This is a genomic window from Streptomyces sp. NPDC048361, from assembly GCF_040651795.1.
Taxonomy (GTDB): domain Bacteria; phylum Actinomycetota; class Actinomycetes; order Streptomycetales; family Streptomycetaceae; genus Streptomyces.
The window spans coordinates 84,258-104,600 of record NZ_JBEZKW010000025.1; the positions used below are offsets into that span (position 1 = coordinate 84,258).

At 72.1% G+C, this 20,343-nt stretch carries 13 protein-coding genes; 10 read left to right on the forward strand and 3 right to left on the reverse strand.

Annotated elements, in window-relative coordinates; genetic code table 11:
* Window positions 1-579: 579 nt before the first annotated feature.
* Both AB0D31_RS16860 and AB0D31_RS16865 read left to right on the forward strand, forming a co-directional pair.
* On the forward strand, window positions 580-1,290 hold the full coding sequence (locus AB0D31_RS16860; protein WP_362723029.1) for a ribonuclease HII: 711 nt from the start codon (window positions 580-582) through the stop codon (window positions 1,288-1,290).
* Window positions 1,291-1,522: 232 nt separating this feature from the next.
* The gene (locus AB0D31_RS16865; RefSeq protein ID WP_362723032.1) at window positions 1,523-2,146 is read left to right on the forward strand and encodes a hypothetical protein; all 624 of its coding nucleotides are present in this window, start codon (window positions 1,523-1,525) and stop codon (window positions 2,144-2,146) included.
* A gap of 117 nt (window positions 2,147-2,263) precedes the next feature.
* Here AB0D31_RS16865 and AB0D31_RS16870 read toward each other — a convergent pair whose 3' ends face one another.
* The gene (locus AB0D31_RS16870) at window positions 2,264-2,902 is read right to left on the reverse strand and encodes a hypothetical protein (RefSeq protein WP_362723035.1); all 639 of its coding nucleotides are present in this window, start codon (window positions 2,900-2,902) and stop codon (window positions 2,264-2,266) included.
* A gap of 494 nt (window positions 2,903-3,396) precedes the next feature.
* A complete protein-coding gene (locus tag AB0D31_RS16875; protein ID WP_362723037.1) occupies window positions 3,397-5,568 on the reverse strand; it encodes a RecQ family ATP-dependent DNA helicase in 2,172 nt (723 codons plus the stop codon).
* Between the two features lie 1,036 nt (window positions 5,569-6,604).
* Between AB0D31_RS16875 and AB0D31_RS16880 the strand changes: the two genes are divergently transcribed.
* From AB0D31_RS16880 to AB0D31_RS16910, 7 genes are all read left to right on the forward strand, one after another.
* Window positions 6,605-8,131, forward strand: coding sequence for a DUF4192 domain-containing protein (locus tag AB0D31_RS16880; RefSeq protein ID WP_362723077.1), 1,527 nt, complete (start codon window positions 6,605-6,607; stop codon window positions 8,129-8,131).
* 158 nt (window positions 8,132-8,289) lie between these two features.
* Window positions 8,290-10,332 (forward strand): glycogen debranching N-terminal domain-containing protein, encoded by a 2,043-nt coding sequence (locus tag AB0D31_RS16885; protein ID WP_362723040.1) that lies wholly within the window; start codon window positions 8,290-8,292, stop codon window positions 10,330-10,332.
* A 95-nt stretch (window positions 10,333-10,427) separates the two neighbouring features.
* On the forward strand, window positions 10,428-11,192 hold the full coding sequence (locus AB0D31_RS16890; RefSeq protein ID WP_362723042.1) for an NUDIX domain-containing protein: 765 nt from the start codon (window positions 10,428-10,430) through the stop codon (window positions 11,190-11,192).
* Window positions 11,193-11,778: 586 nt separating this feature from the next.
* A complete protein-coding gene (locus AB0D31_RS16895; RefSeq protein WP_362723045.1) occupies window positions 11,779-13,503 on the forward strand; it encodes an ATP-binding cassette domain-containing protein in 1,725 nt (574 codons plus the stop codon).
* 160 nt (window positions 13,504-13,663) lie between these two features.
* Window positions 13,664-14,548 carry a FadR/GntR family transcriptional regulator gene (locus AB0D31_RS16900; protein WP_362723047.1) on the forward strand — a complete coding sequence of 295 codons (885 nt, stop codon included), beginning with the start codon at window positions 13,664-13,666 and terminating at the stop codon, window positions 14,546-14,548.
* A 322-nt stretch (window positions 14,549-14,870) separates the two neighbouring features.
* Entirely contained in the window at window positions 14,871-16,424 is a 1,554-nt protein-coding gene (locus AB0D31_RS16905) for an RNA polymerase sigma factor (RefSeq protein ID WP_362723050.1), read from the forward strand.
* Window positions 16,425-16,555: 131 nt separating this feature from the next.
* Entirely contained in the window at window positions 16,556-17,371 is an 816-nt protein-coding gene (locus tag AB0D31_RS16910; protein WP_362723053.1) for a serine protease, read from the forward strand.
* 92 nt (window positions 17,372-17,463) lie between these two features.
* Here AB0D31_RS16910 and AB0D31_RS16915 read toward each other — a convergent pair whose 3' ends face one another.
* The gene (locus AB0D31_RS16915) at window positions 17,464-17,694 is read right to left on the reverse strand and encodes a hypothetical protein (protein ID WP_100575885.1); all 231 of its coding nucleotides are present in this window, start codon (window positions 17,692-17,694) and stop codon (window positions 17,464-17,466) included.
* 433 nt (window positions 17,695-18,127) lie between these two features.
* Here AB0D31_RS16915 and AB0D31_RS16920 point away from each other — a divergent pair, with 433 nt between their 5' ends.
* On the forward strand, window positions 18,128-20,245 hold the full coding sequence (locus tag AB0D31_RS16920) for a DNA topoisomerase IV subunit B (RefSeq protein ID WP_362723056.1): 2,118 nt from the start codon (window positions 18,128-18,130) through the stop codon (window positions 20,243-20,245).
* Window positions 20,246-20,343: the final 98 nt, after the last annotated feature.

Below are 20,343 nucleotides of genomic sequence, written 5' to 3' on the forward strand. Positions count from 1 at the left end.
GTGTGGGGTGTGGGGTGTGTGGGGTGCCGGGCGTCTGGTGCGGGGTGCGGGTGCTGGGCCTCGGGTGCTGTGTGGCGGGTGTCTGGTGGTGAGCGCCGGCTGGCAGGGTGCCGGGAGGCACGGTGCCGAAACGCGCATGCCATTCTCGCATCCGGTTACGCGCTGCGACCGGCCCTTTACAAAAGCAACAAGGCGCCGTCCCGACCAGTTTCTTGGGAAGTGGCTCAGGCTTCTGCGCCAGATCATCGAGCTTGCGAGTCGGCTCGCGTGTGCGACGCGTCGTGCAGCAGGGATCGAGCGGGGCGTTGTGTGCCCGGACGCCGCCGCCGAGTTGGCCTTCGGTGTCGCTTCCGGGCCGTTGGAACCGTTGGTGTTCGCTCGAAGATGTGCGGAAGCGAAGGGAGCGACGGAAGCGACGGGGGCATCGCGGCGTTGATCGGCCGGGCCGTAGGGCCGCGGCTGCGCGCCGTGCCCGGGGTGGGAGCCTCTCGCGAACGAGCCGTATGCGGACGCCGCGGCCGGGCGGCGGGTGACCTGAGTGTCGCGGGCGGCCACCGGCGGCGTAACCTTGCAGGCGCCATGCCGTACGAACCACCCACCCACAGCGTCGAGCGCTCGATTCGCGCCACCACCGGGGCCAAGATCGTCGCCGGTGTCGACGAAGTCGGACGCGGGGCGTGGGCCGGTCCCGTCACGGTGTGCGCCGCCATCACCGGGCTGCGCCGACCGCCCGCCGGACTCACCGACTCCAAGCTGATCAGCCCCAAGCGCCGCAACGCACTCGCGGCGATACTCGAGGGCTGGGTCACGGCATACGCGCTCGGTGACGCCTCGCCGCAGGAGATCGACGAGTTGGGCATGACCGCGGCCCTGCGGCTGGCCGCCGTCCGCGCCCTGGAGGCGCTGCCGGTCCGGCCGGACGCGGTGATCCTGGACGGGAAGCACAACTACCTCGGCCTGCCCTGGCAGGTCCGTACGGTGATCAAGGGCGATCAGTCCTGTGTCGCCGTGTCTGCCGCCTCCGTCATCGCCAAGGTGCGCAGGGACGCGATGATGGCCGAATTGACCGGCACGCAGGGGGAGTACACGGGATTCGGCTTCGCCGACAACGCCGGCTACCCCTCACCCGTGCACAAGGCGGCGCTGGAGGAACAGGGGCCCACCCCGTACCACCGGCTGTCGTGGGCGTACCTGGACGCGCTGCCCCAGTGGCGGCACCTGAAGAAGACGCGGCTCTCCCCGGAGGCGGCCGCACTCGAAAGCGGGGGACAGCTCGGCTTCGACTTCTGACCCCGGACGACACCGGAGCCCGGCCCCGTGCCCAAGGTTCCGGCTCTGTTCTGCGTACGGAGTCCCCTTGCTGCCGGAGTCCTCCGGTCCGGTTGACGGGGGCGTGAAAGTCCGGGCTCGCATCCCGAAATCCCTGGACTTTCCCGCCCGGTTGCGGGGAGACTCCGCCCCGATCGCACTGTTGTGCCACCCGCCGGTGACGCCCTCACCGGCATTTGATAGACATCCATACATGCCTCTCATCCCCGAGGAGCCTCAGATTCACGAGAGTGCCCAGGGTCCCCGCGTCACCCCGGCCGCCGGCCGCACCGCGCAGACCCCTCGCCCCGTACCCGGTCCGCGTCCCGCGGCCGTACCGCGTCCCGGACGTCCGGGCCCCGGTCCCGCCCGGCCCACGCCCCCCGCGCAGCGGTCGCACGGTTCCGTAGCGCAGACCCCGCCGCCCGAGCCCCCGCGCCCGGCCGGTCCGCAGATCCAGCTGATCCCCGCCCCCGCCGACGGCGCGCTCGACGCCGCGGACGAAGCGGTGGACCTGCTGCTCGACTCCGGCCGTGCGCCGGGCGACATCCTGGTTCTCACCACCGGTGAGCCGCACCCGTGGGCAGCGCACGAGCTGACCTTCGGCGAGGCCGCCTACTGGGCCCAGCACGACGCCCGTGACGACGTTTTCTACGCCGACGCGGCGACCGTCGCGCGGGCCTCGGCCCGACCGGTGGTCGTCGTCGCCGTCAACGCCGAGGAGGCCGACGGCGCCGCGCCGCGTACACTGCCGCTCGCCCTGGCCCGTGCCGAGGTGCTGCTCGTCGTGTGCGGCGAACCGCAGCGCGTCAACGAGGCGCTCGGCGCCGGAGTCTGAAACCCCCACACGCGTGATCCGGTCCCGCCACGAGCGGCCGGACGCGCGGGTAGGGGGTGGGCCCGGGGCCTGTGGCGAACGCCGTGAACTCCCCGGCCGCGACCGTGGCGTAACGGTTCAGCGCGCGGCCGTGCGGCGTGGCATGTCCAGGCCGCCGGTGCCGGACCTCAGCGACAGCGGGGCCGGCACGCGCCCGGGGTCGGCCTGCGGGTGCGACGCCGCGGCGGTGCTGGGGCGTCGGCCGCCGCGCCCCTCACCGAGTACCTGCCACCCCGCACGCGTGAGCGTGATGTACGCCCCGCAGCGCAGCCCGTGCAGGGTGCAGGCGTCCCGCAGACCCCACATCCAGGCCCCGTCCTCCTCCGTCCACCGCTCGTCCCCGTCCCGGCAGTAGAGCAACACCGCTGTGCGCACCGGGGAGCGGCGGCGCAGGTCGTGCGGGACCACCCGGCGAAGATGCGCCAAGAGTGCGTTGCGGAACTCCCAGCCGTCTGCCAAGGCCGCCCGCGAGATGAACGACGCGCTGGCCGCGAGCCGTTCCTCATGGTCGAGGACCGCAACGACGGCGGTCCCCGGCGTAGGCCGGTGACGCTCGTGCAGCCCGTCGACCACCTCACGCGGGTTGCGCAGCAGCGGAATGCCGGCCGCGGCCCACTCGGCGGGTTCCAGCATCCTGGTGCAGCGGTTCGCGGAGCCGGCCGACAGGAGGGTGGAGGCCGCGGCCGAAGTCGCGGACGGAGCGAATCCGAACGTCACGGTCCTCCCTTCAGGAGACGCGCCCCACGCGCGGGCGGAGCCGGGCGGACGCCTACCGGCACAGCCCGTCCGTACCACCCGTGTGCGGGCGGGGCGGGTCCCAATTCCTGCTGTCGTGCGGCCGGTTGGTGACGGCGGGTCACACTGCCGATCGGGTCCACGGGCACGCATGTGTATTCCTGCCCAGGCACGCCCCCGATCACCCCTGACGGCGCCCCGGCCGCGAGGGTTGGCGGGAACCAGGCACCGCGCCGATCCTGGACCCCCAGGAACCTGCCGCGATGCTCCCTCGGGGCACGGGCACGGGCAGGCTCAGCCTGGGCCGTCGGGCCTTCTCGGCCACGCGCAGGCTCAGCCCGGATCGCCGGGCACCCTCAGGCAGGCGCAGGTTCAGCCCGGATCGCCGGGCACCCTCGGGCAGGCGCAAGTTCAGCCCGGACCTTCGGGTTCGCTTGGGCCAGGCCGTGCTCGGCCCTGGCCCATTAGGGCCGCGCTCAGGCCTGGACCGCCAGGACCAGGGGGAAGACCCCTTGTGCTCCGGAGCGGCGCAGCAGCCTCGCCGCGACGGCCAGTGTCCAACCCGTGTCGGAGGCGTCGTCGACGAGCAGCACCGGCCCAGCGGCCTCGGTGAGCGCCGCCGCCAGGTCCTGCGGCACTCTGAACGCGTGATGCAGGGCACGCACCCGCTGGGCGCTGTTGGACTGGGCGACCCGCTCACCCTCCGGGCCCTCGGCGTAGGCGAGCGAGCCGAGCAGGGGCATCCGGCCGATCTCGGCGATCCGGGCGCCGAGGGACGAAACGAGGGCGGGCCGGGTGCGCGAGGGAAGCGTCACCACCCCGGCCGGGCGCGGAGGCGCGTCCGGGCCCCCCGAGGCCCAGCCTCCCCGGCCCTTGGCCCAGTCGGCGAGGACGCTCACCACCGCCTGCACCACATCGTCGGGAACCGGCCCGTCCGGTGCGCCGGGCGCGAGCATCGGGCGCAGCCGGTTGCCCCAGCCGATGTCCGAGAGTCGGCCCAACGCACGCCCGGAGTAAGCCAGTTCACCTGCGGGGATGCGGCCCTTCAGGTCGATGCCGATCGCCGCGAGGCCCGTGGGCCACATCTTGCGGGGCTCCACCTCGACGCCGGGCCGGGTCAGTTCGCCGCGGGCTTCGTCCAGGGCCGCGCCGGACACGTCCGCGGTGAAGCGGGCGCCCGCGCAGTTGTCGCAGCGCCCGCACGGCGCGGCCTGTTCGTCGTCGAGCTGGCGGCGCAGGAACTCCATCCGGCAGCCCGTCGTCGAGGCGTAGTCGCGCATCGCCTGCTGCTCGGCGGCGCGCTGCCGCGCCACCCACGCGTACCGCTCGGTGTCGTACACCCACGGTTCACCCGTGCTGGTCCAGCCGCCCTTGACGCGGTGCACCGCGCCGTCCACGTCGAGCACCTTGAGCATGGTTTCGAGCCGGGTGCGCCGCAGCTCCACCAGGGGTTCCAGGGCGGGCAGCGACATCGGCCGGCCGGCCTGCGCCAGGACGTCCAGGGTGCGCCGGACCTGCTCCTCGGGCGGGAAGGCCACCGACGCGAAGTACTTCCAGATCGCCTCGTCCTCGCGGCCGGGCAGCAGCAGGACCTCGGCGTGGGCCACGCCACGGCCCGCTCGGCCGACCTGCTGGTAGTAGGCGATGGGGGAGGAGGGCGAACCCAGGTGGACCACGAAGCCCAGGTCCGGTTTGTCGAAGCCCATGCCGAGCGCGGACGTGGCGACCAGGGCCTTGACCCGGTTGGCCAGCAGATCGTCCTCGGCCTGCTGCCGGTCCGCGTTCTCCGTCTTGCCGGTGTACGAGGCCACCGTGTGCCCACGCCGGCGCAGATAGGCGGTCATCTCTTCGGCCGCCGCGACGGTCAGCGTGTAGATGATCCCCGAGCCCGGCAGCTCGTCGAGGTGGTCGGCCAGCCAGCCGAGGCGGTGCGCCGCGTCGGGCAGCGACACCACGTTGAGGCTGAGGCTCTCGCGGTCGAGGGGGCCGCGCAGCACCAGCGCGTCCGAACCACCGCCGGTGCCGAGCTGCTCGGCCACGTCCGCCATTACCCGGGCGTTCGCGGTGGCTGTCGTCGCCAACACCGGTACACCCGGCGGCAGTTCGGCCAGCATTGTACGAAGGCGACGGTAGTCGGGCCGGAAGTCGTGGCCCCAGTCGGAGATGCAGTGCGCCTCGTCGACGACGAGCAGGCCCGTGGCCGCGGACAGCTTCGGCAGGACGTTGTCCCGGAAGTCCGGATTGTTGAGCCGCTCGGGCGAGACGAGCAGGACGTCGACGGCGCCCCCCGCGACCTCTTCCTGAATGGTGTCCCATTCCTCAGGGTTGGCCGAGTTGATGGTACGGGCCGTGATGCCGGCCCGGGCCGCCGCCTCGACCTGGTTGCGCATCAGCGCCAACAGGGGCGACACGATCACCGTGGGACCCGCGCCCTGGGTCCGCAGCAGCGCCGTGGCCACGAAGTACACGGCGGACTTGCCCCAGCCGGTGCGCTGCACGACGAGCGCCCGCCGCTTGTCGGCGACCAAGGCCTCGATCGCTCGCCACTGGTCCTCACGCAGCCGCGCGGTGCCGGTGGTGTCCCCGACCAGACGGGCCAGGACCGTGTCGGCCTCGGTGCGCAGTTCCGCGTTGCTCGTGTGCTCCATGCCCCCATACAACAGGACGGGTCGGACAATCGCGCAACGATGCCGTGCCCGAGCGGCCGTCCGCCCTGGTCAGCGCCCGGTCGGGCCGTCCGTCCTCGACCTGCAGCCCGGTCCGCTCGGCCGCCCTCGATGTGGCGCCGGGTCCGTTCGGCCGTTCTCGATGTGGCGTCCGCTCCGTTCGGCCGCCCTCGATGTGGCGCCGGGTCCGTTCGGCTGCCTGATCCGACCGGAGCCCGGTCTGTTCGACCATCCAGCTCCGATGCCGGTGCCCGGCCCGGCGCGACTGGGCGTTATGCAAACGACCGGCTTGCCCTGGCGATAATTGAACTTTTCGGCAACGGCGCAGCACCTGTGCAACTGAGGGAGCTGCATATCTCGGCCTCGCCGACCCATCGGCGCCCCCGATAGGGTGATCGGAATTTCCCGTTTTAGGCATCACCCGGCGACGGCGACGGCGGCACCAAGGCCCTGCCGGTCGCCGCGGCGGCCCTCGCGGCGGGGGCGATCCGCCCGTCCTGCGGCGTAGCCCGCCTGTCATACGGTGCGACCCGCACCGGGGCGATAGGACCATCCGCGGGATCGGTCCCGCGTGCCGCAATTTCGGCCGGGGTTAACGCCGGACCTGTGCCATGCAAGTGCCGTTTGTTCCCGCGGCGGGTCGCATTCGTAGTATCAGCACCCTTGGCCTGTGGATAAGGTTTTCCACAGGGGTGGTGGAGAATTCGGAATCGCGAAACCCTCGGGACATGCGAGACATGAGCGAGCACCACGAAGCCGGATCCCAGGACTCCAGGTTCCAGGAATCCGGATCCCAGGAATCCGGATCCCACGACTTCGGATCCCACGACTTCGGATCCCACGACTTCGGGTCCGACAACTTCGGGTCCGACGACGTCGGATCCAACGCATCCGAGCCCCAGAATTCTCGACCCACCAAATCCCGGCCCCCGGAACGCCGGCCCCATGACTCCCCCTCCCACGACTCCCCGTCCCACGACCCCGATGCACCCGCCCCGTCGGGCGAGCCGCGGATTACCTGCGCGGACCGGCCGAACTGGCCGACGCGCTGCCGTACTTGCTGGGTTTCCATCCCACCGATTCGGCCGTCCTGGTGGCGCTGCACGGCGAGAGCGGTAGATTCGGCGGCCGGGTCAGGGTCGGGCTGCCCGCCTCCCCGCAGGAATGGCCCGACATCGCCGACCAGCTCGCCGAATGCCTGGTCACGGGGAGCGAGCAGCGGGGGCCCCGGCCCGACGGAATCGTCGTCTTCCTCTGCCAGGACCCGTTGCGGGACGGCAGCGCCCACGAAGTGATGGAACGGCTGCGGCCGTTGGCCCAACGGCTTCGCATCGCCTGCGGGAGTCTCGACGTCCCGGTGCTCGAAGCATTGTGCATTTCCGACGGCCGCTACTGGTCGTACTGCTGTCCGGACACCCGCTGCTGTCCGCCGGAGGGCAATGTGCTGGCGCTGCCGGGCACATCGGTCATGGCGGCCGCCGCGACCTACGCGGGTATCCATGTGCGGGGCTCCTTGCGGGAGATGGAGGAGCGGTTCGCTCCCTGGAGGGCGGCGGCTGCAGAGGACCAGGAGCGAGCGCTGGATGCCGCGGCCGCGGAGATGTTCCCCCGCATCCTTACCGACGGCGACCGGCGTGGTGTGGCCGACGAGACGCTCGACCTCGCGGCCCGGCTCATGCGGCGGATCGCGGAGGCGCCCGTACCGCCCCGCGGAGCGGGCACCCGCATCGCGGACGGCCGGGGCGCCGCCGGCACCCTGCTCCTCGGCGGCAACGCGGCGGACGAACTGGACGACGGGCTCATCGCCCACGACGAGGCGGCGGCCGTGATCCTCGGCCTCCAGGACCGTACGACCCGCGACTGGGCCGCCGAATGGATGGAGGGCGCCGAAGCACAGCTCGCGCTGCGTCTGTGGCGTGCGCTGGCCCGTCGCTGCGTCGGTCCGTACCGCGGGCACGCGGCCGCGCTGCTCACCTTGGCGGGCTGGGTCTCCTGGTCGACCGGAGACGACCCGAACGCACGGGTGGCCTTCGGCCTCGCCCTGCGGGCCGACCCCGAGTACCGCTTCGCCTACCTGCTCCACCAGGCCTGCAACCAGGGATTGGACCCTGAAGAACTCCGCATCTGCCTGCGGGAGGAACGCGCAGCGAGGCGGGCGGGCTCCGGTGCAGCCGAGGAAGCGAAGGCTCGGACGGATGAGGGAGCGAGTGCTCGGGTGCGGGAGGGAGCGAACGCTGGGACGGATGAGGGAGCGAGTGCTCGGGTGCGGGAGGGAGCGAAGGCTCGGACGGATGAGGGAGCGAGTGCTCGGGTGCGGGAGGGAGCGAACGCTGGGACGGCTGAGGGAGCAAGCACGCAGGTGGCGGAGGGCGGGGCGCGCCGCAAGCCGACGCGGCCCTCGGGGAAGGGCACAGGTGGCACGCGCCCCTCCGCGAATGTGGGCCGCCCCGCCCCCACCGGCCCGCACCCGGCCGGCCCCCAGCACAAGACGCGTGCCCGGGTCCGCCGCCGGGGCGGGGAGAGGACGAAGGAGCAGGAGGAGTGACCGGCGGCGGTAGGCGGAGGGCGGTCCATCCGTGACCCGGTCGAGCTCCGCGGCGTTCACCTGGGTGGTGAGCGCGGCACCGGGCGCCGCGCTCCGCGGGCGGCAGCATCGGCGCCGGACCGCAACCCTCGTCGTCCGGAACGCGCAGAAGGGTACGCATGGTGTCCAACCCACCTCCCCGCGCCGGCGCCGGGGGTACGCCGGGTCCGGTACCACCAAGGCTTTCCGGGCCGCCACCGCCCGGTGAGCTCCCGGCCGTGCACGCGGCAGTGATCTGCGTTGCTCTGCCCGGCCTCGTAGTGTCGCCCGAGCACGGCCAGTTGACCGGGCGAGGCCTTGAAGGCTTCTACCAGCACGGCCGACGGCTGCTCTCGCGCTGCCAGTTGAGGGTGGCGGGCCGGGACCCGATCTCGGTGCAGGGCCGGTCGATATCGGCCGACCGTGCCCGGTTCCTCTCCGTGGTGCGCACCTCGGCGGGCGGCGGCCCCGACCCCGAGCTCTGCGTCGAACGGCTGCGCCACGCGGACGGCACCGAACGGATCACTCTGACCAGCTACGCGGGCCGGCCCGTGAGGGTACCGGTGGAGATCGCGCTTGGCACCGACCTCGCGGACCTGGGCAGGGTGGCTGCAGGGCGCGCGGGGCCCGAACTACCCGCCAGCGTCCACGACTCGGGGATGCGCTGGACCTCCGGAAATGCCCACTGCGCGGTAACCGCCCAGCCCCCGCCGGCCGACGCGCTCGCCTCCGCGGGGGTGCTGCGCTGGATGGTGGAACTGGTTCCGGGAGGCTCGTACACGATCCAGTTGTCCATCACGTCGGGCACGTCGGGTCGGCCCGTACGGGCGGCAGGGCAGGCCGTGAGCCCGCTGCCCTCGCTTCAGGTGGCACGGGCCGAGGGGGACGACCCGCGGGTGGCGGCGCTGTGGCAGCACAGCATCGACGACCTGCGGGCCCTGCTGATCCGTGACCCCGCGAGCCCCGCCGACCTGCACGCGGCGGGCGGCGTCCCCTGGCGGTGCGGCGTGGCACCCGCCGAGTCGATCTGGGCGGCGCGGATGGCGCTGCCCCTGTCCACCCGCCTCGCTGCGGCCACCCTGCGCACCCTGGCGAGGACGCAACTCGGGGGATCTGCACCGGAGTTGGGTCGCATCCCGGGTCCGCTGCGGGACGCGGGACCCTTTCTGCCTCCGGGCTGCACGGGAGTGGAGGCCACGCTGGCCTTTCCGGTCTTGCTCGCGGAGGCACGGCGCTGGGGCCTGGCCGAGTCGGAGGTGGCCGCGCTGCTGCCCGCGGCCGAGCGCTGTCTGCACTGGCTCGGCGCCGCCCTGGGCGACGACGGGTACCTCGCCGAGCCTGGCCCCGGGGCAGGCCTCGTGCGAGCCGAGACCCAGGCCCATGCCCACCGGGCCGCGCTGCTCGGCGCGGAGCTGTTGCGGGAGTGCGGCCGTCCCGGAGCGGATACCTGGCTTGCGCGGGCCAAGACGTTGAGGGACCGGTTCCGGGCGGAGTTCTGGGTCGACGACCTCGGCGGGGGACGTCCCGCGGCGGCCCGCACCGCTGACGGGCGTCCGGTGCCTCTGCTCGGCGCGGGCGCCGCCCACCTCCTCGACACGGGGCTGCTCGGCGGCGGCCGCCTCGCCCCCGGGCTGCTCGACAAGGCGCAGACCGAACAGTTGGCCCGGCTGCTGGGTGGACCGGCGATGGATTCGGGATGGGGCCTGCGCGGGCTCGCTGTGAAGGAGCCCGGGTACAACCCGTTCGGGCACCGGGCGGGCGCGGTGCGGGTGCATGAGAGCGCCGTCGCGGTGGCCGGGCTGGCGGGCGCCGGTCATGAGAAGGAGGCCGTCGCCCTACTGCGGGGCGTCCTGGCAGCCGCGGAGGCGTTCGGGCACCGGCTGCCCGAGATGTACGCGGGCGAGCAGCGCACCGCGGACAGCGTGCCCGTGCCGCACCCGGCGGCCTGCCGCCCCGCAGCGGTGGCGGCCGCAGCGGGGATCCATCTGCTCGCCACCCTGGTCGGGGTCCGCCCGGACACTCCGGCCGGATCGGTCGCTCTGCACCCCCTGCGGTCGGCCCCGCTCGGCGCGATCCGGCTCGCCGGTCTGAGCGTGGCCGGAGAGCCGTTCGCGGTACGGGTGAGCAGGCTCGGGGTCGGCATGGTCGAGCAGGCCGCCGAGCGGCTTCAGTTGGGAGGCTGAGTGAGGTGAGCACTCCGGCCGGTGCCATGGGATAAGACCGGGCGGAGGGCGTCGAAGGGAGTGTTTATCGTCAGGCAGACGACTATGATCACGGCATGTCGCCCTACGACCCGTCGGCCTTTCCGCCCTTCGCCGTGACCGTCGACCTGGTCGTGCTGACCGTGCGCCGCCACGCGCTCTGCGCGCTCGTGGTGCGCCGCGGGGAGCCACCCTTCCAGGGGCGCTGGGCGCTGCCCGGCGGCTTCGTCCGCGACGACGAGGATCTCTCCACCGCGGCGGCGCGCGAACTCGGCGAGGAGACCGGCCTCTGCGCCTCCGACCCCTCGGCTCCGGCGCTGCCCAACGGCGCCCACCTCGAACAGCTCGCCACCTACGGCGACCCGCGGCGCGACCCGCGGATGCGGGTGGTCAGCGTGGCGCACCTCGCGCTCGCCCCGGACCTGCCGGCGCCGCGCGCGGGAGGCGACGCGCACAGCGCGCGCTGGGCACCGGTCGGGGATCTGCTGGGCCAGGACGGCGGCTTCGGCCGCGAAGGCGACCAGTCGGCGCCGCTCGCCTTCGACCATGCGCGGATCCTCTCGGACGGCGTGGAGCGAGCCCGCTCGAAGATCGAGTACTCGTCGCTCGCCACGGCTTTCTGCCCGGCCGAGTTCACCGTCGGCGAGCTGCGCCGGGTGTACGAGGCGGTGTGGGGCGTCGCCCTCGACCCCCGCAACTTCCACCGCAAGGTGACCGGCACCCCGGGCTTCCTGGTGCCGTCCGGCGGCACCACGACCCGCCAGGGCGGCCGCCCCGCCCAACTCTTCCGCGCGGGCGGCGCAACGCTCCTCAACCCGCCGATGCTGCGTCCCGAGGTCTAGGAAGGCCGACCGCGCCCCCACACGTGCGCTGGGTCGGCCGGGCTCACACACATCGACCGCGCCCGCACGCGTCGACCGGGCTCAGACGCGTCGGGCTGCGCCCGACCAAGCCGAACCGGACCGTACGCGCACCCCGCTGCTGCAGAGGCCGCGTGTGCCGACCGGACCGTACGCACCCCCCCGGCACGGCTCGTACGCGCCGCACAGCCCGTACGCGCCGCGCAACCCGCACGCGCCGACCGGCCCCTACGCGCCGACGGGCCGCACACGCCGTGCCGAGGCGGGCCGGCCCCCGCACCCCCGCGCGCCGACCGGTCCGCACCCGCCGTACGTACCGACCCGAGCCGCGCGCGCACCTGCCCGCAACCGCTCGCCCCGAACGGCCGGACCGCACGAGACCACGACGCGGAAACAGCGCCTGGCGGCGGCGGCCGTAGAGGCCCGGGGGCGTCCGAAGTCGCGTCCAAAGGCCTGACATTCGGGATCGCGTCGCCCCAACCCTGCGCCAAAAGTCCGAAATGTCGCGTTATCTTGCTGGAGTACCCGCCCAGTCGGCCGAGCGGTCTCACCTACCGCGAGAGAAGCGATGCTCCAGGCAATCGGACTCACCAGCGCCCCCCGCCCCGACCTTCCGCCCGTCGTGGACGACCTCACCTTCGAGGCGAGGCCCGGGCAGCTCACCGCCCTCCTGGGCGCCCCGGGTTCGGGCCGGACCACCGCCCTGCGCCTGATGCTCGAACTCGAACCCGGCCGGGGCGTCACCTACTTCAGAGGCCGCCCCCTGCACGCGATCGCCCACCCCGCGCGAGAAGTGGGCACCCTTCTCGGCGATGTGCCGGGCCATCCCGCCCGCACCGTCCGGGGCCAGCTCAAGCTCATGTGCACCGTCGCCGGGGTCCCGGTGTCACGCGCCGAGGAGATGCTGGAGGTCGTCGGGCTCGCGGGCCTCGCCGACCAGCGTCTCGGCACCCTCTCGCTCGGCATGGACCGCCGCCTCGGCCTCGCCTCCGCGCTGCTCGGCGATCCGCACACCCTGCTTCTCGACGAACCCGCCGAAGGTCTGTCGCCCCGCGAGAACGCCTGGCTCCGCGGGCTGCTGCGCGGCCACGCCGACCATGGCGGGACCGTCCTGTGCACCTTCGCCGACCCCAAGGAAGCCGCCCGGGTGGCGGACCGCGTGGTCACCGTCGACGGGGGCCGCCTCGTCGCCGACCAGGACGCCACCGAGTTCGCCCGCACCCGGCTGCGGCCGCGCGTCGCCGTCGCCACCCCGCACGCCGCCCGCCTCGGCGCTCTGGTCAGCCGCGAGGCGCGTGCCGCGCAGCACTCCGTCGAAGTGGTCGCCGAGGACGGCAACCACCTGTCCGTGTACGGCAGCAGCACCGCGGAGGTCGGGGAGACGGCCTTCCGCAACGGCGTGCTGCTGCACCGCCTCGCCGACGAGGTCGGGGACACCGGCCCCGGCGTCCACGTCCCACCACAGGAACGGACCACCGGGCCCCGGAGTTCCCACCCCCTGCCCATCACCCGTGCACCCGCCCGCACCCCGCTGCGGCCCCTGCGCTACGAACTGCGCAGGCTCCTCGGCGTACGGACAACCTTCCTGCTGGCAGCGGGCCTTCTGGCCCTGTCGGCGATGCTGGCGGTGCTGCTCGCGCGGGCCGGACACGCCCCGCCGGCGCGGCTGCTCGCCGCCTGGCCGGGGCTGCTGCCGCTGCCGCCCGCCGCGCTGGGCGCCGGCCTGTTCGGTGCGCTCTCCTTCGGCGACGAGTACCGCTACCCGGCACTCGCGGCCGACCGCGGCACCATCCCGCGCCGGCTCGGGCTGCTCCTCGCCAAACTCTTCGTGACCGCGGCGGCGGCACTGGTGATCGGCGCTCTCGCCGTCGCCATCGACTACCAGGTCCTGCGCCTGGCGTACGGAGGGGGAGTGGTGGGACCGGCACGGGAATGGCCCGCCATGGCCGCGAGTTGGGCCGGACTCACCGTGGGCTGCGCCTGGGCCGGGCTGCTCGCCGCCGGCATCTTCCGGGCCACTTCCGCGGGCCTCGCCGCGGTGCTGGCCGTGCCCGTCGCCGTCGTACCGCTCCTGCGCAAAGCCGTCGAAGGGCACTCGGTCCGTTCGGTGGCCGGGCTGCCCGACCGGCTCCGCGACCTGGCCTGGGTGCGCTGGCCGCACGCCCTCGACCACCTGCTCGTCGCCGGGCTCCATCTGGTCGCCGAACCGGTCGGAGCCGCACTCACGCTGTCGCTCACCGTTCTGATCTGCGCATACCTGCTCACCGGCCTGCGCGCCAGGGCCCGTTGGTGAGGCGCCCCCCTGCGGCGGGTGAGGATCTGCCCACAACTCCCAGGAGATTGCCCGCTTCTTTCCGATAAAGCGTCAATTGCGGGGGTGGCGGTGATCACCCTTTCGTGTGCTTTTCACCAAAGACCTCAAGGGCCACGGGAGTCCCGCCGACAAAGGGTGCATGAGCACCCTTGCGCACACCATGATGACCGCCCGCACCGCCGAGGCCGGCCTCTCCGCCCCGGCCGAACTCGACCGCTACCCCTACGGCGAGGCGCGCTCGTCCGACCGGCTCGGAGCCCCTTCCTGGGACAGCGGGGACGGGGAGCTCGGCCGGATGGGCCGCAGGAGCGCGGGCAGCCGCGGCCGCGGCCTGCACGGTCAACTCGTCCAGCAGCTCGGCCAGATGATCGTCTCCGGCGACCTCGGCGCGGACCGCCCGCTGGTTCCCGAGGAGATCGGCCAGCGCTTCGAGGTCTCCCGCACGGTCGTCCGCGAGTCCCTGCGTGTGCTCGAGGCCAAGGGCCTGGTCAGCGCCCGGCCCAACGTCGGCACCCGGGTCCGTCCCGTCAGCGACTGGAACCTGCTCGACCCCGACATCATCGAGTGGCGCGCCTTCGGTCCCCAGCGGGACGACCAGCGCCGCGAGCTCGCCGAGCTGCGCTGGACCATCGAGCCGCTCGCCGCCCGCCTCGCCGCGGGCCACGGCCGCGAGGACATGCAGCAGCGTCTCGGCGACATGGTGGAGATCATGGGCCACGCCCTCGCGCAGGGTGACGCGCTCACCTTCTCGCGGGCCGACGCCGAGTTCCACTCCCTCCTCATCCAGCTCGCCGGCAACCGGATGCTGGAGCACCTCTCCGGCATCGTCTCGGCCGCCCTCCAGGTCTCGGGCGCCCCGGTCACGGGCTGTGACCGTCCCTCGGACGCCTCCTTGGCGCACCATGGACGGATCGCGGATGCCCTCGGCAACGGCGACCCCGTCGCCGCCGAGACGGCCGTACGTCAACTGCTCACGGTCCACCCGGAGGTGGAGCGGGTCGTCCCGGCCCCGCGCGAGCACTGACCGGAGCCCCGCCCCGCCCGCCGGGCCGCCGGATCCCGCAGAGGGGTCCGGCGGGCTCGAATATGGGGTATCTGTCCCTTGTGGGCCCTTGGTCGCGTTTGAGGTGTGACTCGGGCCACGAAGTTTGCGCGTAACACTCCTCGGAACCAGGCGATGACTTAAGAGGTAACAGCCGAGGAGGGAATACAGCGGCCAAGCGTGGCGCTGTGCAGCTCCGAGGTTCAGCCCGCGCCCCCGGCACATCCCCAGCCGGTGGTCGTCGGCTCCGGCCCGATCCTGGGCGGGGCCGGAAGCCGTTTTCCATCGTTTCGAGAGGTTGTTCGTGTCGGCCAGCACATCCCGTACGCTCCCGCCGGAGATCGCCGAGTCCGAGTCTGTGATGGCGCTCATCGAGCGGGGAAAGGCTGATGGACAGATCGCCGGCGATGACGTGCGTCGGGCCTTCGAAGCCGACCAGATTCCGCCGACCCAGTGGAAGAATGTTCTGCGCAGCCTCAACCAGATCCTCGAGGAAGAGGGTGTGACGCTGATGGTCAGTGCCGCGGAATCACCGAAGCGCACACGCAAGAGCGTCGCAGCGAAGAGCCCGGCGAAGCGCACCGCCACCAAGACGGTCGCGGCCAAGACGGCCGTGACCACCACCAGGACCGTCGCCGCCTCCGCGGCCCCGTCCGAGAGCGTGGACGTGCCGGCCGACGAGGCCGAGGACGCCCCCAAGAAGGCCGTCGCCAAGAAGGCGGCCGTCAAGAAGACCGCCGCCAAGAAGACGGTGGCCAAGAAGACCGCGGCGAAGAAGACCGCCGCCAAGAAGGGCGACGACGACGAGGCCGTCGAGGGCGACGAGCTCATCGAGGACGCCGCGCCAGGCAAGGGTGACGACGAGGAGCCCGAGGGCGAGAGCAAGGGCTTCGTCCTGTCCGACGAGGACGAGGACGACGCGCCCGCCCAGCAGGTCGCCGTCGCGGGAGCCACCGCCGACCCGGTCAAGGACTACCTCAAGCAGATCGGCAAGGTCCCGCTGCTCAACGCCGAGCAGGAGGTCGAGCTCGCCAAGCGCATCGAGGCGGGCCTGTTCGCCGAGGACAAGCTGGCCAACGCCGACAAGCTGGCGCCGAAGCTCAAGCGCGAGCTGGAGATCATCGCCGAGGACGGCCGCCGCGCCAAGAACCACCTCCTGGAGGCCAACCTCCGTCTGGTGGTCTCCCTGGCCAAGCGCTACACCGGCCGCGGCATGCTCTTCCTGGACCTGATCCAGGAGGGCAACCTCGGCCTGATCCGCGCGGTCGAGAAGTTCGACTACACCAAGGGCTACAAGTTCTCCACGTACGCCACCTGGTGGATCCGTCAGGCGATCACCCGCGCCATGGCCGACCAGGCCCGCACCATCCGTATCCCCGTGCACATGGTCGAGGTCATCAACAAGCTGGCGCGCGTCCAGCGCCAGATGCTCCAGGACCTGGGCCGTGAGCCCACCCCGGAGGAGCTGGCCAAGGAGCTCGACATGACCCCTGAAAAGGTCATCGAGGTCCAGAAGTACGGGCGTGAGCCGATCTCGCTGCACACCCCCCTGGGTGAGGACGGCGACAGCGAGTTCGGTGACCTTATCGAGGACTCCGAGGCGGTCGTCCCGGCCGACGCGGTCAGCTTCACGCTCCTCCAGGAGCAGCTGCACTCGGTCCTGGATACCCTGTCCGAGCGTGAGGCGGGCGTGGTCTCCATGCGCTTCGGCCTCACCGATGGCCAGCCCAAGACGCTGGACGAGATCGGCAAGGTCTACGGCGTGACCCGCGAGCGGATCCGCCAGATCGAGTCCAAGACCATGTCGAAGCTGCGCCACCCGTCGCGTTCGCAGGTCCTGCGCGACTACCTCGACTAGACCTCGGTCTTACGTCGGCGAGGGCCCGGCCCCCCTGTGGGGGGCCGGGCCCTCGCGCGTACCCGAGGGTGCGCCGTGCCGCTCCCCGAATACGCTGGGTGTGCCCGCGTCACCGAGAGTCAGGAGAGCGCATGCGCCGCTCCATCAGCCGAGCCGTCACGGGGACGGCCGCCCTTGCGGTCGCCGCCCTGGGGGTGCCGTCGTCCGCCGTCGCCGACGAGATCGTCATCGGCGGTCAGCAGGTCCGGATCACGGACAGCCCCTGGGCGGTGGCGCTGTCCAGCCGTGACCGGTTCGGGGGTACGCGCGCGGGCCAGTTCTGCGGGGGAGCGGTGGTCTCGCCCACCACGGTCCTCACGGCCGCCCACTGCCTGCGCAGCGACGTGCTGGGCATGGACGTGTCCCAGGTGCGCGACCTCAAGGTCATCGCGGGCCGCACCGAGCTGCGCAGCACCGCCGGCCAGGAGATCCCGGTGAAGGCCACCTGGGTGAATCCCGGCTACGATCCGGCGACCAACGCCGGCGACATGGCGATGCTCACCCTGTCCCAGCCGCTGCCGGCCTCCTACGTGATCCCCGCGGCCGCAGCGAACGACCCAGGCTACCAGGCCGGCGCCTCCGCCACCGTCTACGGCTGGGGCGACACCACGGGTGCCGGGAGCTACCCGACGGCCCTGCGGGCCGCGCACGTCTCGGTGCTCAGTGACGCCTCCTGTGAGGCCCCCTACCCGCCGAACTCGGACGGCACGTACCTGCGGGCCACCATGGTGTGCGCGGGCGATCCCAGGGGCGGCCACGACGCCTGTCAGGGCGACAGTGGGGGGCCGCTGGTGTCCGGGGGCAAGCTCATCGGCCTGGTGTCGTGGGGCAACGGCTGCGGGCAGCGCGGCTACCCCGGGGTCTACACCCGGGTGTCGGCCGTGTCGTGGCCCGGCGCCACCGCCTGACGCGGACATGAGAACGGGCGGCACTCCCCCTGCACGGGGAGTGCCGCCCGTCGCCGGTCCTGGACCGGCCCTGGCTCGTCGGGCGCGAGGACTCAGCGGTCCTCGTCGCCTGTGGACTCGGGCACCGCGGTGAGGCGGTCCGTCTCGTCCTGTATGTCAGCGGCGATCTTCTTCAGTTCCGGCTCGAACTTACGTCCGTGATGAGCGCAGAAGAGCAGCTCGCCGCCGCTGGTGAGGACTACGCGAAGGTAGGCCTGTGCGCCGCAGCGGTCGCAACGGTCGGCGGCCGTCAGGGGGCTCGCGGGGGTCAGAACAGTAGTCACGTCGCCTCTTCTCTAGCTCGACGAGCTGTCGTACCAGGGTCAACATCCAACCAGGCCGAAAACGTTCCCGCTCGTGGCTTTTCCTCGAAAGTTCTTGGTCAAGGTGGCTGTCTGCTGCCGGTTGGCGGCGAATGAGCCGTATTGCGGAGCTTTACGGGTTTCGCGTTGCTTGTCTTGTTTGGCCCTCCCGGCGGGGTTGCCGGTTGTTCATGAGGACGTGCCCGGAGCCTAAATGGTTCATGCCTGATTGGGAACGTGATATCCGCATCACCCCCACGGGGGATCGAACATGTTTGCGATGCTGGACTAGCATGACGTTTGGCGAGGGTGGCGTTACAACGGCTCTACCAGGCCTCGGTACCCTCTGACCGGCGACCGACGCCGGCCCCTTACCCACCGGGGCGCAATTGAAATTCAGCGAGGAGCGAACTGCGTGACCGCCGAGACGTCCGTTCCGTCCACTGCGCTGCTGAGCGGGGCAGACCGCGACGGCTCCAACTACACCGCTCGGCATCTGCTCGTCCTCGAAGGCCTCGAAGCGGTCCGTAAGCGACCCGGCATGTACATCGGGTCCACGGACAGCCGCGGCCTGATGCACTGCCTCTGGGAGATCATCGACAACTCCGTCGACGAGGCCCTGGGCGGCCACTGCGACCACATCGAGGTGATCCTGCACGACGACGCCTCCGTCGAGGTGCGGGACAACGGGCGAGGCATCCCCGTCGACGTCGAGCCGAAGACCGGGCTCTCCGGCGTCGAGGTCGTCATGACCAAGCTGCATGCCGGCGGCAAGTTCGGCGGCGGCTCCTACGCGGCCTCGGGCGGCCTGCACGGCGTGGGCGCCTCCGTGGTCAACGCGCTCTCCGCCCGTCTGGACGTCGAGGTGGACCGGGGCACCACGCACGCGATCAGTTTCCGTCGCGGCGTCCCCGGCATCTTCACCGAGCAGGGGCCCGACGCGCCCTTCGACCCGGGCAACGGACTGCTCAAGGGCAAGCGCGTGCCCAAGGGCCGCACCGGCACCCGCATCCGGTACTGGGCCGACCGCCAGATCTTCCTCAAGGACGCCAAGCTCTCCCTGGACACGCTCTACCAGCGCGCCCGCCAGACGGCGTTCCTGGTGCCAGGCCTGACCATCGTCGTACGGGACGAGCGCGGCCTGGACGGCGAGGGCAAGACCGAGGAGACGTTCCGCTTCGACGGCGGGATCAGCGAGTTCTGCGAGTACCTGGCCCAGGACAAGGGCGTCAACGACGTGCTGCGCCTCACCGGCTCGGGCACCTTCAAGGAGACCGTCCCGGTCCTCGACGACCGGGGCCACATGACGCCCACCGAGGTCACCCGGGAACTGGGCGTGGACATCGCGCTGCGCTGGGGCACCGGGTACGACACCAACCTCAGGTCGTTCGTGAACATCATCGCCACCCCCAAGGGCGGCACCCACGTCAGCGGCTTCGAGCGTTCTGTCACCAAGACCGTCAACGAGGTGCTCCGCTCCGCCAAGATGCTGCGGGTCGCCGAGGACGACGTGGTCAAGGACGACGCCCTGGAGGGCCTCACCGCGGTCATCACCGTGCGGCTCGCCGAGCCGCAGTTCGAGGGCCAGACCAAGGAAGTCCTCGGCACGTCCGCGGCCAACCGGATCGTCGCCAACGTCGTGGCCAAGGAACTCAAGGAGTTCCTCACCTCCACCAAGCGCGATGCCAAGGCGCAGGCCAGGGCCGTCCTCGACAAGATCGTCGCGGCCGCCCGCACCCGCATCGCGGCCCGCCAGCACAAGGAGGCCCAGCGCCGCAAGACGGCGCTGGAGTCCTCCTCGCTGCCGGCCAAGCTCGCCGACTGCCGCAGCGACGACGTGGAGCGCAGCGAGCTGTTCATCGTCGAGGGCGACTCGGCGCTCGGCACCGCCAAGCTCGCCCGGAACTCGGAGTTCCAGGCGCTCCTGCCGATCCGCGGAAAGATCCTCAACGTTCAGAAGGCGTCGGTCTCCGACATGCTGAAGAACGCGGAGTGCGGCGCGATCATCCAGGTCATAGGGGCGGGCTCCGGCCGGACCTTCGACATCGACGCCGCGCGCTACGGCAAGATCGTGCTGCTCGTCGACGCCGACGTCGACGGCGCGCACATCCGGATCCTGCTTCTGACGCTCTTCCAGCGCTACATGCGCCCGATGGTCGAGGCGGGCCGGGTCTTCGCCGCCGTGCCGCCGCTGCACCGGATCGAGCTGGTCCAGCCCAAGAAGGGCCAGGACAAGTACGTGTACACGTACTCGGACAACGAGCTGCGCACCACGCTGCTCGAGTTCCAGCGCAAGGGCGTCCGCTACAAGGACACCATCCAGCGCTATAAGGGCCTCGGAGAGATGGACGCCGACCAGCTGGCGGAGACGACGATGGACCCGCGCTTCCGTACCCTGCGCCGGATCAACATCGGCGACCTGGAAGCCTCCGAGCAGGTCTTCGATCTGCTGATGGGCAACGAGGTGGCGCCGCGCAAGGAGTTCATCACCAGCTCCGCCGCGACTCTGGACCGCTCGCGCATCGACGCGTGAGCAGAGCCGGAGCCCCGGCCGCACCCGCCTGAACGAACGCCGGCCCGCTCTGCTCGCGGGCCGGCGTTCGGCCGTGCCCGCCTGACGCCGGCCCGCAC

Coding starts and splice junctions, on each gene's coding strand:
- AB0D31_RS16885 (WP_362723040.1), top strand. CDS start 8,290: ATGGTGTCCAACCCACCTCCCCGCGCCGGCGCCGGGGGTACGCCGGGT.
- AB0D31_RS16890 (WP_362723042.1), top strand. CDS start 10,428: ATGTCGCCCTACGACCCGTCGGCCTTTCCGCCCTTCGCCGTGACCGTC.
- AB0D31_RS16910 (WP_362723053.1), top strand. CDS start 16,556: ATGCGCCGCTCCATCAGCCGAGCCGTCACGGGGACGGCCGCCCTTGCG.
- AB0D31_RS16875 (WP_362723037.1), bottom strand. CDS start 5,568: ATGGAGCACACGAGCAACGCGGAACTGCGCACCGAGGCCGACACGGTC.
- AB0D31_RS16860 (WP_362723029.1), top strand. CDS start 580: ATGCCGTACGAACCACCCACCCACAGCGTCGAGCGCTCGATTCGCGCC.
- AB0D31_RS16895 (WP_362723045.1), top strand. CDS start 11,779: ATGCTCCAGGCAATCGGACTCACCAGCGCCCCCCGCCCCGACCTTCCG.
- AB0D31_RS16865 (WP_362723032.1), top strand. CDS start 1,523: ATGCCTCTCATCCCCGAGGAGCCTCAGATTCACGAGAGTGCCCAGGGT.
- AB0D31_RS16900 (WP_362723047.1), top strand. CDS start 13,664: ATGAGCACCCTTGCGCACACCATGATGACCGCCCGCACCGCCGAGGCC.